This is a genomic window from Enterobacter sp. Ag1, from assembly GCA_000277545.1.
Taxonomy (GTDB): Bacteria; Pseudomonadota; Gammaproteobacteria; order Enterobacterales; family Enterobacteriaceae; genus Cedecea.
On the sequence record AKXM01000004.1, the window covers coordinates 364063 to 377402 of the forward strand.

The following is a 13340-nucleotide window of genomic DNA, read 5'->3' on the forward strand; positions in this document are numbered from 1 at the left end:
GAAAATGCTTTGGAAAACCGTGTATTAGAGGTTGACGTTGTAACAAGCTGTACAGAAAAGTGGCGATCGAAATGATATTTAGCATCCGTTATGCAATCAGGCTTGCTGCGGGTTTATTGAGATGATATTAGTAATTCATGCCTTCCCGCAGAGGAATGTGCTAAAAAATAATCAATTGTTAATTTTTTGTGAGTGATGAAGCAGGCGATAAACCGACCTCCTCTCTAATGCAGTGATAGTATACTAACCCCATGATAATAAAGATTATGATTGGGTTTTTATAAACATCCTTCCTGCATGACGCTCCCCACAATCTCTCCATAAAAGAGAAATGGTTAACAAATTTGCAAATTGTATTGGCGGGTATCTGAAGCTTTTGATACTTTCCGGGCAAAACAATTCGCTGAAAAATGTTTCTTTTCTAGATGAGAATGATTTCGCAGCGTAATCATGTCCTGCGAACCACTAAATCATGGCCGTCGACCACGCAATCGGCGGTAGAAAGAATCGACGTAATGAGGTCGCCGATCGAGCGGCCCGAAAATAAAGTCGGTGATAGCGAAGTAGTAAGGAAAGCAGTATCCCGTACGGACGTTTAACGCTCCTGCGCTGTAAGGGACCCCTGAGGGGAAGAGGCCGACTTTCGGGTCGGTAATTATAATGAGTGGAGTACCAACACAATGACAAATATCACTAAAAAAAGCCTGATTGCAGCGGGCATTTTAACTGCGCTGATTGCTGGCAATGTCGCGATGGCGGCAGATGTTCCGGCGGGTGTGCAATTGGCAGAGAAACAAGATCTGGTTCGTAACAACGGCTCAGAACCTCAATCTCTTGATCCGCACAAAATCGAAGGCGTGCCAGAGTCCAATATCAGCCGTGACCTGTTCGAAGGTCTGCTGGTAAGCGATCTGCAGGGCCACCCGTCTCCGGGTGTCGCAGAGTCCTGGGACAATAAAGATTTTAAAGTCTGGACTTTCCACCTGCGTAAAGACGCGAAATGGTCCAACGGCGAACCTGTCACCGCGCAGGACTTTGTTTACAGCTGGCAGCGCCTGGCTGACCCGAAAACCGCCTCTCCTTATTCCAGCTACCTGCAATACGGTCACCTGACCAATATCGACGATATCATTGCCGGTAAAAAGCCGACCAGCGATCTGGGCGTGAAAGCCATCGATGACCACACTCTGGAAGTCACCCTGAGCGAGCCGGTGCCGTACTTCTACAAGCTGCTGGTTCACCCATCCGTTTCTCCGGTACCGAAAGCGACCGTTGAGAAATTCGGCGACAAGTGGACCCAGCCTGCCAACATCGTGACCAACGGTGCTTACAAATTAAAAGATTGGGTGGTGAACGAGCGTATCGTTCTGGTGCGTAACACCAACTACTGGAATAACGCGAAAACCGTGATTAACCAGGTGACCTACCTGCCAATCTCTTCTGAAGTAACAGACGTTAACCGCTACCGCAGCGGTGAAATCGACATGACGTATAACAACCTGCCGATTGAGCTGTTCCAGAAACTGAAAAAAGAAATTCCAACTGAAGTTCACGCCGATCCGTACCTGTGTACTTATTACTACGAGATCAACAACCAGAAAGCACCATTTACCGATCCTCGCGTTCGTGCGGCGCTGAAACTGGGCCTGGATCGCGACATCATCGTGAACAAAGTGAAAAACCAGGGCGATCTGCCGGCTTATGGTTATACCCCGCCGTATACCGATGGCGCGAAACTGACCCCGCCAGAGTGGTTCACCTGGTCTCAGGACAAGCGTAACGAAGAAGCCAAAAAACTGCTGGCTGAAGCAGGTTACACCAAAGACAAGCCGCTGACCTTCAACCTGCTGTACAACACCTCCGATCTGCACAAGAAGCTGGCTATCGCCGTGGCGTCTATCTGGCAGAAAAACCTGGGCGTGAACGTCAAGCTGGAGAACCAGGAGTGGAAAACCTTCCTGGATACCCGTCATCAGGGGACCTTCGACGTGGCGCGTGCGGGCTGGTGTGCGGACTATAACGAACCGACTTCCTTCCTGAACACCATGCTGTCCGACAGCTCTAACAACACCGCGCACTATAAGAGCCCGGCGTTCGACAAGATTATTGCCGACACCCTGAAAGTGACCGACGAAGCCCAGCGTACCGCGCTGTATGAGAAAGCTGAGCAGCAGCTTGATAAAGACTCAGCCATCGTCCCGGTTTACTACTACGTTAACGCCCGTCTGGTTAAGCCGTGGGTGGGTGGTTACACCGGTAAAGACCCGATGGATAATGTCTACGTAAGAGACTTGTACATTATCAAACATTAATGGCAATTCGTGGGGCAGGACCCACTGGTTTCGGCCGGTGGATAGATTCTGCCCCATCGTGTCTTATTTACATCGCACTGCAAAGGCACAGGCCAGAAGGTACGGGCAATGTTGAAATTTATTCTACGTCGTTGTCTGGAAGCAATTCCGACACTCTTTATTCTTATCACTATTTCCTTCTTTATGATGCGTCTCGCACCGGGGAGTCCTTTTACCGGCGAACGTACGCTGCCGCCAGAAGTCATGGCGAACATCGAAGCGAAGTATCACCTTAACGATCCGATCACCACGCAGTATTTCAGCTATTTAAAACAGCTGGCGCATGGGGATTTTGGGCCGTCGTTTAAATACAAAGACTATTCGGTCAATGACCTGGTGGCCTCCAGCTTCCCGGTATCCGCAAAATTAGGTGCAGCGGCTTTCATCTTTGCCATTGTGCTGGGTGTGACGGCGGGCGTGGTTGCGGCGCTGAATCAAAACACCAAATGGGATTACACGGTAATGGGCTTTGCCATGACGGGGGTGGTTATCCCCAGCTTCGTGGTGGCGCCGTTGCTGGTACTGATCTTCGCTATCACCCTTAAATGGCTGCCCGGTGGCGGCTGGAACGGGGGGGCGCCGAAGTACATGATACTGCCGATGATAGCCCTGTCTTTGGCGTACATCGCGAGCATCGCGCGTATTACCCGCGGCTCAATGATTGAAGTCCTGCACTCTAACTTTATCCGCACCGCACGTGCCAAAGGCCTGCCGATGCGTCGTATCGTGCTGCGCCATGCCCTGAAGCCTGCGCTGCTGCCGGTCCTGTCATACCTCGGACCAGCGTTTGTGGGCATCATCACGGGCTCCATGGTGATTGAAACAATTTATGGCCTGCCGGGCATCGGTCAGCTGTTTGTTAACGGGGCGCTGAACCGTGACTACTCACTGGTTCTCAGCCTGACCATTTTGGTCGGCGCGCTGACGATTCTGTTCAACGCGGTAGTTGACGTGCTGTATGCCGTTATCGACCCGAAAATCCGTTACTAAGCTGGAGTGGCCATAATGTTGACTAAGAAAAACAGCGAGGCGCTGGAAAACTTCAGTGAAAAACTGGAAGTTGAAGGTCGCAGCCTGTGGCAGGATGCGCGTCGCCGTTTTATCCATAACCGCGCGGCGATCACCAGCCTGTTTGTCCTGGCTCTGATTGCGCTGTTCGTGGCTTTTGCGCCAGTTCTGTCGCAGTTTACCTACTTTGATACCGACTGGGGCATGATGTCGGCGGCCCCTGATATGGCATCCGGTCACTATTTCGGGACCGATTCGTCAGGTCGCGATCTGCTGGTGCGTGTTGCCATTGGGGGACGTATCTCCCTTATGGTAGGTATTTCTGCTGCGCTGGTGGCGGTTATTGTCGGGACGCTGTACGGCTGCCTGGCCGGCTATCTCGGCGGCAAAATCGACTCCGTGATGATGCGTTTGCTGGAGATCCTGAACTCCTTCCCGTTCATGTTCTTCGTGATCCTGCTGGTGACCTTCTTCGGGCAAAACATCCTGCTGATCTTCGTGGCTATCGGCATGGTGTCCTGGCTGGACATGGCGCGTATCGTGCGCGGCCAGACCCTGAGCCTGAAACGCAAAGAGTTCATCGAAGCGGCACACGTAGGCGGTGTTTCGACCATTAACATCGTTCTGCGCCATATAGTGCCGAACGTGTTGGGCGTGGTGGTGGTTTACGCCTCACTGCTGGTACCTAGCATGATCCTGTTCGAATCTTTCCTGAGTTTCCTGGGCCTAGGCACGCAGGAGCCTCTGAGCAGCTGGGGAGCGCTGTTAAGCGACGGTGCAAACTCCATGGAGGTATCACCGTGGCTTCTGCTGTTCCCGGCAGGCTTCCTGGTGGTTACGCTGTTCTGTTTTAACTTTATCGGCGATGGCCTGCGTGATGCCCTCGACCCGAAAGATCGTTAAGGAGTCCCTCCATGAGTACTATTGAAACCTCTCCGGTGGCCGCTCCACTGAACAAATCTGAGGTCCTGCTGGACGTTAAAGACCTGCGTGTGACCTTTGGCACACCCGACGGCGACGTCACGGCAGTAAACGACCTCAACTTTAGCCTGCGTGCCGGTGAAACCCTTGGCATTGTCGGTGAGTCCGGCTCGGGCAAATCCCAAACGGCCTTCGCGCTGATGGGCCTGCTGGCGGCCAATGGTCGTATCGGCGGCTCTGCAAAATTCAACGGCAAAGAGATCCTGAACCTGCCGGAGTCGCAGCTTAACCGCCTGCGCGCCGAGCAAATCTCGATGATTTTCCAGGATCCGATGACCTCGCTGAACCCGTACATGCGTGTGGGCGATCAGCTGATGGAAGTGCTGATGCTGCACAAAAAACTCGGTAAGGCGGAAGCGTTTGAAGAGTCTGTGCGGATGCTGGATGCGGTAAAAATGCCTGAAGCGCGGAAGCGTATGCGCATGTTCCCGCACGAGTTCTCCGGCGGGATGCGCCAGCGCGTGATGATTGCCATGGCGCTGCTGTGTCGGCCAAAACTGCTGATTGCTGACGAACCGACTACCGCACTGGACGTTACCGTTCAGGCGCAGATCATGACGCTGCTGAACGAGCTGAAGCGTGAGTTCAACACGGCGATCATCATGATCACCCACGACCTGGGCGTTGTGGCCGGGATCTGCGACAAAGTGCTGGTGATGTACGCCGGGCGTACGATGGAATACGGCAACGCGCGCGACGTCTTCTACAAGCCGGTACACCCTTACTCCATTGGCCTGTTGAACGCGGTGCCGCGTCTGGATGCGGAAGGTGAATCTCTGCTGACCATTCCAGGCAACCCGCCGAACCTGCTGCGCCTGCCGCAGGAGTGCCCGTTCCAGCCTCGCTGCCAGTTTGCGATGGAAGCGTGTAATAGTGCTCCGCCACTGGAGCAGTTTGGTGATGGCCGCCTGCGTGCCTGCTTTAGACCGGTGGAGGAATTAGCATGAGCACCGTTGCAGAAGAGAGAAAAGTTCTGTTAGAAATCGCTGACCTGAAGGTGCATTTTGACATCAAAGATGGCAAACAGTGGTTCTGGCAGCCTTCCAAAACCCTGAAAGCCGTGGATGGCGTGACGCTGCGCCTGTACGAAGGGGAAACCCTCGGCGTGGTGGGCGAGTCCGGCTGCGGTAAATCGACCTTTGCCCGCGCCATCATTGGCCTGGTGAAAGCGACCGATGGCCGAGTAGCGTGGCTGGGGAAAGATCTTCTGGGCATGAAACAGGAAGAGTGGCGCGATGTGCGCAGCGATATTCAGATGATTTTCCAGGATCCTCTGGCATCGCTGAACCCGCGTATGAACATCGGCGATATCATCGCCGAGCCGCTGCTGACCTATCATCCAAAAATGCCTAAGCAGGAAGTTCGCGACCGCGTGAAGGCGATGATGATGAAGGTCGGCCTGCTGCCAAACCTGGTCAACCGCTACCCGCATGAGTTCTCCGGCGGCCAGTGCCAGCGTATCGGTATCGCACGCGCGCTGATTCTTGAGCCAAAACTCATCATCTGTGATGAGCCGGTCTCCGCGCTGGACGTGTCCATTCAGGCGCAGGTGGTTAACCTGCTACAGAAACTGCAGCGCGAAATGGGGCTGTCGTTAATCTTCATCGCCCACGATCTCGCGGTGGTGAAGCACATCTCCGATCGCGTGCTGGTCATGTATCTGGGCCATGCAGTGGAGCTGGGCACCTACGATGAGGTGTACCACAATCCTCTGCACCCTTATACCAAAGCGCTGATGTCGGCGGTGCCGATCCCCGATCCGGATCTGGAGAAGAACAAAACTATCCAGCTGCTGGAAGGGGAGCTGCCGTCGCCCATCAATCCGCCATCAGGCTGCGTGTTCCGCACCCGCTGCCCGATTGCCGGCCCGGAATGCGCCAAAACGCGTCCGGTGCTGGAAGGCAGTTTCCGCCATGCGGTTTCCTGTCTGAAGGTTGACCCGCTATAATCTCGCCTGGGGCCAGCACCGCGCTGGCCCTTTCTTTTTGCGAGGATCACCGTGCCAGGCAACATTTCATCACTTCGTGCGCTGCTTTACCGCTTTCTGTTCGATCAAAATACCCGCTCAGGGCGCCGGTTCGAGGCGTTTTGCGGCCTGCTGGCGCTGCTCAGCGTGGCCGTTGTTTTTACCGAATCCAGCGTCGGGAGCGATCCCCGGCTAACCTACGGCGAATGGCAGCTGTTTATCTGGCTGGAAATCATCTTCACGCTGCTGTTCACCTGTGAATATCTGCTGCGAGTGCTAACGTGGCCGCAGCCCATCCGCTACGTGTTTAGCTTCTGGGGCATTATTGACCTGGCGACCATGCTGCCGCTGTATGTCCTGTGGCTTTGGCCTGAGTTTGCTATTCACTACTATTTTGCCTGGCGGGCAATGCGCGCCATTCGCGTGCTGCGTATCCTCAAACTTCTGCGCTACATGCCCGCGCTTAAAAGTCTGTGGCGCAGCCTGATTAACGCCAGCAATCAGCTGATCCTGTTCTATTCGTTTATTGCCATCGTAATGGTCGCGGCGGGAGCGCTGATGTACGGCATAGAAGGGAAGGCCAACGGCTTTACCAGCCTTGGCGTAGCGGTTTACTGGGCGGTTGTAACTGTCACCACTGTCGGCTATGGCGACATTGTGCCGCATACTGCGCTGGGGCGTTTCGTGGCCTCGCTGCTGATCCTGATTGGTTATTCGGTGATAGCCATCCCCACCGGGATTTTAACGGCGCAAATGTCGCAGGATATGCAAAGAAGGCGGTCAGTAAGGGAATGTACGCGCTGTCATCAGCAGGATCATGCCAGCAACGCGCATTACTGCAAAACCTGCGGGGAGCATCTCCCGCCCAATGAGAAGTAGTCACAGCGCGGCCTGAGGGCCGCGCAGGGAGGATTACTCACGCCACAGGATGTGGCACAGCTTGTGGTCTTTCTCGCGGCACAGCAGGACGCGAGCGAAGATATCGTTCAGCTCGCCGCCGTCGGTATCCGCCAGCCCGATAACGACTTCTGCAAAGAAGTCAGGGTTCAGGTCGAAATCGACGTGCTCCTGCCAGTCTTCGGCCGGGTCAAACAGCTCCGCACCGCCGCGCTCCTCGAACTGCAGATTGAAAAGAATAATGTCAGCAGGATCGAGATTATCGCCCGCCAGCTCGAGAAAAATATCGTACGCCTGTTCTAAAGTCTCGTCTTCGGTCAGGCGGTTATTCAGATCCATTTCCATCTCTACATCCACTTATCGAGTGCTGATGCGCCACGTTTTACAGCAACGGACTAAAGAAGTAAAACAGTCGCTCGGTCATTCGCTGCCAGAGCGGGCGTTTTAACCATAAATGCGCGTCCAGCAGCCGCGAGCGTGAGATATAGTCGTCCTGCACCGCAGCTAAATCACCGGCAAAACCTTCATCATCGATGACCAGCGTAATCTCAAAATTCAGCCACAGGCTGCGCATGTCCAGGTTAACCGTGCCGACCAGGCTGAGTTGCCCATCGACCAGCACGCTTTTGGTGTGCAGCAGCCCGCCTTCAAACTGGTAAATTTTCACGCCAGCGGCAAGCAGTTCAGTGAAGAACGCGCGGCTTGCCCAGCCCACCAGTAAAGAATCGTTTTTACGCGGCACGATGATACTCACGTCCACGCCGCGCTGCGCTGCCGTGCAAATGGCGTGGAGCAAATCATCGCTCGGTACGAAGTAGGGGGTCGTCATGATCAGGTATTCACGTGCGGCATAAACGGAGGTCAGCAACGCCTGATGAATCAGATCTTCCGGGAACCCTGGCCCTGAAGCGATAGTATGAATGGTGTGGCCGCTGGCCTCTTCGAACGGCATGATATTCTCATCCGGCGGCGGCGGAAGAATACGTTTCCCGGTCTCTATCTCCCAGTCGCAGGAGTATACGATGCCCATTGCGGTGGCGACCGGGCCTTCCATACGCGCCATCAAATCGACCCACTGACCCACATTCGCATCCTGCTTGAAGAAACGGGGGTCAACCATGTTCATGCTACCGGTATAGGCAATATAGTTATCGATCATCACCATCTTACGGTGCTGGCGCAGGTCCATTCGACGCAGGAAAACACGCATCAGGTTAACCTTCAGTGCTTCGACTACTTCGATGCCCGCGTTACGCATCATATTGGCCCACGGGCTGCGGAAGAAGGCGACGCTACCCGCGGAGTCGAGCATCAAACGGCAATGAATGCCGCGTCGCGCTGCCGCCATCAATGATTCTGCCACCTGGTCGGCCATGCCGCCGGGTTGCCAGATATAAAACACCATCTCGATGTTATGGCGTGCCAGTTGGATATCGCGGATCAGCGCCTGCATGGTGTCATCCGAACTGGTTAGCAGCTGGAGCTGATTGCCCTTCACGCCGGCAATCCCCTGGCGGCGCTCGCAAAGCTGGAACAGCGAGCTGGCAACCTCGCTGGTTTCTGAGGCAAAAATATGCTTACAGTTTTTCAGCTCTTTAAGCCACTTAGCGGTAGAAGGCCACATGGCGCGCGCGCGCTCTGCCCGGCGTTTACCGAGATGCAGTTCTCCCACGGAGAGATAGGCAATAATCCCGACCAGCGGCAGAATATAGATGATCAATAGCCAGGCCATTGCCGAAGGGACGGCGCGGCGTTTCATCAATATACGCAGCGTAACGCCGGCGATAAGCAGCCAGTAGCCGAGAATGACCAGCCAGCTCACCACGGTATAGAAGGTTGTCATGCCTTAAAAATCCTTTTGAAACCGAAGAGTTGAGAGTGTACGCAGAACTTTCACTGCTTAACACTAAAAGTATACGCAAAACGGATGGTTTGCCCGGCAGAAGGTTCTATAATGGCGCGTCTTTTTTAGGAAATTGAGTCGTAGACATGAGACGTAGCAGAACGGAAGTTGGGCGTTGGCGTATGCAGCGTCAAACGCAGAAGCGCAGGGCGCGTTGGCTGGAAAGCCAGTCACGGCGCAATATGCGCATTCATGCTATTCGTAAGTGCCTGGTTAACCAGCAGCGTAATTCATTGCTGTTTGCCATCCACGATCGCTGGGCATAAGATCCGGGCACCGCGTGCGGTGCCCATTAAATCCATTAGGAAATAAACCTTCCCTTTACCCTGAATTTATATTTCCAAAGGGCGGAAGTTTGTTTTTAAAATGATCGCGATCATCATTTTAATTAAAATGGACGGCATAATTCACGGAATTTTCTTACCTTGACAGGGTGCCGCAATAAGTGATTAGCGATTTAATTAAAAAGGATTTTTCTTATACCAGGAGAATAAATTTTCTGTTTGTCATTATTCTTGCCGTGCTGGTGATGTTTAGCTCGGTGCTGGCCTGGATAAACTATAATCATCAAAAAAACACGTTGGATGATGAAAACGAAGGTTTTGTTCATAATATTGCGATGTTCTATATCGAGCAGCTGCTGAAAACTTTAGAGAATGCATTGTGGCAAAGCGCTACCCTATTAAATAATAAAAACGTTGATACTCTGGTTAATGCTGAAAATGAAGTTTTGGAGAAACAGCTCACAACATCTATTGCGGTGTTGCCAGCTGTTTCAGGTTATATCATTGCCACACGTGATGGAAAGTATAATAGCATACCAAATTCCTATGTTGATAATCGTCTGGACCTGTCAGGACGAAACTGGTACGAAAGCCTCAGCGTAAAAAGTTCTTTTGTGAACTATTCGAATATTTATGCTAATACAGTTGATAAATCACCGGTAGTGACCATTGCCAAACTGCTGCACGACGATAAAGGCGAGCGGTACGGGATGTTCGCCATGGATCTGAATTTGATCAATATGAGCTATCCGCTACGACAGTTGGAGAGTCCGAATCCAGGGCACTTCTCGATTGTTGACCGTCAGGGAAGAGCGGTGCTTGACGCAGACAGCGATGCCATCGGCACGGAGGTTGTCTCGCCGGCGGTGGTGCAATGTATGACAAATGGCCTGGGTTCATTTCACGATAAAGCAAGTCACAGGCAGTATTACTACTACTCCTTTTCAAACCCGGACTGGTTTGTTGTTTATGCTGTAAAAGACAGAATCATTGATGATGCCGTTTTATATTATATCTGGATCATTTTGGGCGGATTCGTTTTTTGCCTGACAATTTATCTATTATTATGGTTCTTTATGCATCAATCGATAAAGTCGATGGTGATTGATATTATTTCGATGATGCGTTTTGGCCGTCTGGATATGAAAGGCGGCGTCGATAAACAAATTATGCATGAAATAAACGCAAGCAGTCAGCAAATAAAAAGTGCAAAAAATGCTTCGCTAACGGATGGTCTCACAGGGTTGCTTAATCGCCGTAGCTTTGATAATGACATTAATTACCTATTAGCCCGGGAAGCACCTTTTAGTCTTGGCATCATTGATATTGATAACTTTAAAAAAATAAACGATGACTACGGGCATCTGGTCGGTGACACGGTGCTAAAGGTCATTGCCGATATGGGCATGGGTTTACTGGACGATCGCGCCAAGCTTTATCGCTACGGTGGAGAGGAAATTGCCTTTATTTATTTTTCCGACAATCAGGTTAAAGCTATGGAAATTATGGAAGGCTGGCGTAAAGCGGTCGAAAGTAAACTCTGGCGTGAACAAGGATTAGTCGTCACCTTTAGCGGCGGTGTTTGCCCATGGCGAGGTGAGGATTATGAAGCGCTGATTGAGAAAGCCGACAGGTTGCTCTACAAGGCGAAATCCAGCGGAAAAAATAAAGTCGTGATCTTGACCAGCTAAGGAAGCCTGCCAAAAGGAGTAGTTACATGGAGAAAAGCGCTGAGTTTATCGTTAATCGGGTGATGAAGAATAACTTCGGCATGGCTTTTGAGTCGTTACTGCAGCCGATTTTCGACACATCAGGTTTTACCTGTGTCGGCGCCGAGATGCTCATTCGAGGCGTGCATCGGCGGGCACTCGTCTCCCCAGACGTGTTTATTAATCGGCTGGAAGAAAACGGAGGGATTGTGTCGCTGGGCGAACATGTTATCTCCTCGGCATTTAGCTATATGACGGACGTCATCGTGCCGCATAACGGGAGTTATTTATTGCACCTCAATCTTTCGCCAGTTCAATTGAATGATGCTGGTTTTGCCGATCGGATAGTCGAGCTGGTGGCTCAGCGTCCTGTGCCAGTGCAACGCATTGTCTTTGAGATAACCGACAACAACATTCTGCTAGATGATACCGGGCGCGAAAACGCCACTCGCCTTCGTGACGCCGGTTTTTTACTGGCGTGGGATGATATTCACAGCGTTGAACAGCTTCAAAGCAGACTGGCTCAGGTAGAAACAGACTTCGTAAAGCTCGACCGTGCCTGCTTTAGGGCCACATCCGGCGAAGAAACGCTCAATATTATACGCGGTGCTCAGGAGAAAGAGGTGGATGTTATTGCGGAAGGGGTAGAAACCTTTTCGCAGATGCAAGTGCTGTTCAATAGCAATGTCAGGCTGGCGCAAGGTTATCTTTTCTCACGGCCCCTGAACCAGGACAGTTTTCGCCAGAAGCATTTACAGCTGACAGAGTAACACGCTAATGAGCCTGCAGCCTGCAGGCTCGTCTGAAGGCAAATCAGAATACTTTCTTGTACGGTTTTACTTCAACTTTAGCGTACACGCCTGCGGCGATATACGGGTCTGCATCAGCCCAGGCTTTCGCTTCTTCCAGAGACGCAAACTCGGCAATCACCGTGGAACCGGTAAAGCCGGCGCTGCCAGGATCGTTGCTGTCAACCGCCGGCATCGGGCCTGCGGTCAGCAGACGACCTTCGTCACGCAGCACCTGAAGGCGAGCCAGGTGGGCAGGGCGAACGGACAGGCGCTTTTCCAGTGAATCGGCAATATCTTGGGCATAAATGACGTACAGCACGGGCACACTTCCTTCTTGATGTTGGGTTGTAAACCACGGTAAGTGAACCTCGGGCAGACTGCAATTGAAAGATAAACAGGATGTTAAATCCTTGAGAAAATAGCGGGAAACTCGCGCAGACAGCAGGAAAAAGTGCACCTTTGGGCAATGCGTTGTTGAATATGATTGTTATTTGCATTTAAAATTGTCGTCTCTTGAAAGACACTGAAACCATTATGACGTCAATGACCCTGGAATTACCTCGCCGCTTTCCGTGGCCGACTCTTCTCTCCGTCGGGATTCATGGTGCCGTTGTGGCCGGGTTGCTCTACACCTCGGTACATCAGGTTATTGAGTCCCCAGCACCTTCGCAGCCGATCAGCGTCACGATGGTTGCGCCTGCTGATCTTGAGCCTCCTCAGCCTCAGGTTGTTCAGCCTCCGCCACAGCCGGTCGCGGAACCCGAACCGGAGCCAGAGCCGATACCCGAGCCGCCGAAAGAGGCGCCCGTTGTTATTCACAAGCCTGAGCCTAAGCCAAAACCGAAGCCTAAACCGGTGAAAAAGGTTGAGCAGCCGAAGCGAGACGTTAAGCCGGTTGAGCCTCGTCAGACTTCTCCGTTTGAAAACAATGCGCCCGTGCAGCCTGCGCCAACGGCAGCGGCGAAACCAGCTCCTGCATCGCCTGCACCATCGGTGAACACCGGGCCGCGAGCGATCAGCCGCGACAGGCCGCAGTACCCAACGCGAGCTTTTGCATTGCGTATGGACGGCAACGTTCGCGTGAAGTTTGATGTCGATGACGATGGCCGGGTGAATAACGTTGAGATCCTCTCCGCCCAGCCTGCAAACATGTTTGAACGTGAAGTTAAGCAGGCGATGAAGAAGTGGCGCTATGAGAGCGGGAAGCCAGGGCAGGGCATTACCGTCAACATCAAATTCCGCATTAGCGGCGGCGCAAGCATGGATTAATAATCATCACCCACCTTTTAAAAAAGCCACGTATGAGAATACGTGGCTTTTTTATTTCGTGACCTGTTTTGCCTAATGTTGCAGGACAATCATTGTTTAAATATTCATCAGTTAAACGATTCCAGAAAAATAATAAATGAGTTATTTCATTCCTTATCCTAAATTCAATAATCAAACTTAA

13 protein-coding genes are annotated in these 13340 nt (G+C 52.3%); 10 read left to right on the forward strand and 3 right to left on the reverse strand.

Features of this window, described 5'->3' with window-relative positions; translation table 11 throughout:
* Positions 1-680: 680 nt before the first annotated feature.
* The 6 genes from oppA to A936_RS02475 all read left to right on the forward strand — a co-directional run bounded on the left by oppA (position 681) and on the right by A936_RS02475 (position 7185).
* A complete protein-coding gene (gene oppA / locus A936_RS02450; RefSeq protein WP_008454249.1) occupies positions 681-2312 on the forward strand; it encodes an oligopeptide ABC transporter substrate-binding protein OppA in 1632 nt (543 codons plus the stop codon).
* Between the two features lie 108 nt (positions 2313-2420).
* Positions 2421-3341, forward strand: coding sequence for an oligopeptide ABC transporter permease OppB (gene oppB, locus A936_RS02455; RefSeq protein ID WP_008454251.1), 921 nt, complete (start codon positions 2421-2423; stop codon positions 3339-3341).
* 12 nt (positions 3342-3353) lie between these two features.
* Positions 3354-4262, forward strand: a complete 909-nt coding sequence (oppC, locus tag A936_RS02460) for an oligopeptide ABC transporter permease OppC (RefSeq protein ID WP_034807489.1) — start codon at positions 3354-3356, stop codon at positions 4260-4262.
* Positions 4263-4273: 11 nt separating this feature from the next.
* Entirely contained in the window at positions 4274-5287 is a 1014-nt protein-coding gene (locus tag A936_RS02465; protein WP_008454253.1) for an ABC transporter ATP-binding protein, read from the forward strand.
* A complete protein-coding gene (oppF, locus tag A936_RS02470; RefSeq protein ID WP_008454255.1) occupies positions 5284-6288 on the forward strand; it encodes a murein tripeptide/oligopeptide ABC transporter ATP binding protein OppF in 1005 nt (334 codons plus the stop codon). The genes A936_RS02465 and oppF overlap by 4 nt, the downstream gene beginning before the upstream one ends.
* 51 nt (positions 6289-6339) lie before the next feature.
* Positions 6340-7185 (forward strand): ion transporter, encoded by an 846-nt coding sequence (locus A936_RS02475; protein ID WP_008454256.1) that lies wholly within the window; start codon positions 6340-6342, stop codon positions 7183-7185.
* Between the two features lie 33 nt (positions 7186-7218).
* Here A936_RS02475 and A936_RS02480 read toward each other — a convergent pair whose 3' ends face one another.
* Positions 7219-7548, reverse strand: coding sequence for an HI1450 family dsDNA-mimic protein (locus A936_RS02480; protein WP_008454257.1), 330 nt, complete (start codon positions 7546-7548; stop codon positions 7219-7221).
* A gap of 37 nt (positions 7549-7585) precedes the next feature.
* Complete coding sequence (cls, locus tag A936_RS02485; protein ID WP_008454258.1) at positions 7586-9046, reverse strand: cardiolipin synthase; 1461 nt, start codon at positions 9044-9046, stop codon at positions 7586-7588.
* Between the two features lie 146 nt (positions 9047-9192).
* Here cls and A936_RS02490 point away from each other — a divergent pair, with 146 nt between their 5' ends.
* From A936_RS02490 to A936_RS02500, 3 genes are all read left to right on the forward strand, one after another.
* A complete protein-coding gene (locus A936_RS02490; protein WP_008454259.1) occupies positions 9193-9372 on the forward strand; it encodes a YciY family protein in 180 nt (59 codons plus the stop codon).
* Between the two features lie 179 nt (positions 9373-9551).
* Positions 9552-11081: a sensor domain-containing diguanylate cyclase gene (locus tag A936_RS02495; RefSeq protein WP_008454260.1), complete on the forward strand. Its 1530-nt coding sequence runs from the start codon at positions 9552-9554 to the stop codon at positions 11079-11081.
* A 26-nt stretch (positions 11082-11107) separates the two neighbouring features.
* Positions 11108-11869, forward strand: coding sequence for an EAL domain-containing protein (locus A936_RS02500; protein WP_008454261.1), 762 nt, complete (start codon positions 11108-11110; stop codon positions 11867-11869).
* A gap of 43 nt (positions 11870-11912) precedes the next feature.
* Here the strand turns inward: A936_RS02500 and A936_RS02505 are convergent, their stop codons facing one another.
* Positions 11913-12209: a YciI family protein gene (locus A936_RS02505; RefSeq protein WP_008454262.1), complete on the reverse strand. Its 297-nt coding sequence runs from the start codon at positions 12207-12209 to the stop codon at positions 11913-11915.
* Between the two features lie 215 nt (positions 12210-12424).
* Between A936_RS02505 and tonB the strand changes: the two genes are divergently transcribed.
* Positions 12425-13159, forward strand: a complete 735-nt coding sequence (tonB, locus tag A936_RS02510) for a TonB system transport protein TonB (protein ID WP_202801379.1) — start codon at positions 12425-12427, stop codon at positions 13157-13159.
* Positions 13160-13340: the final 181 nt, after the last annotated feature.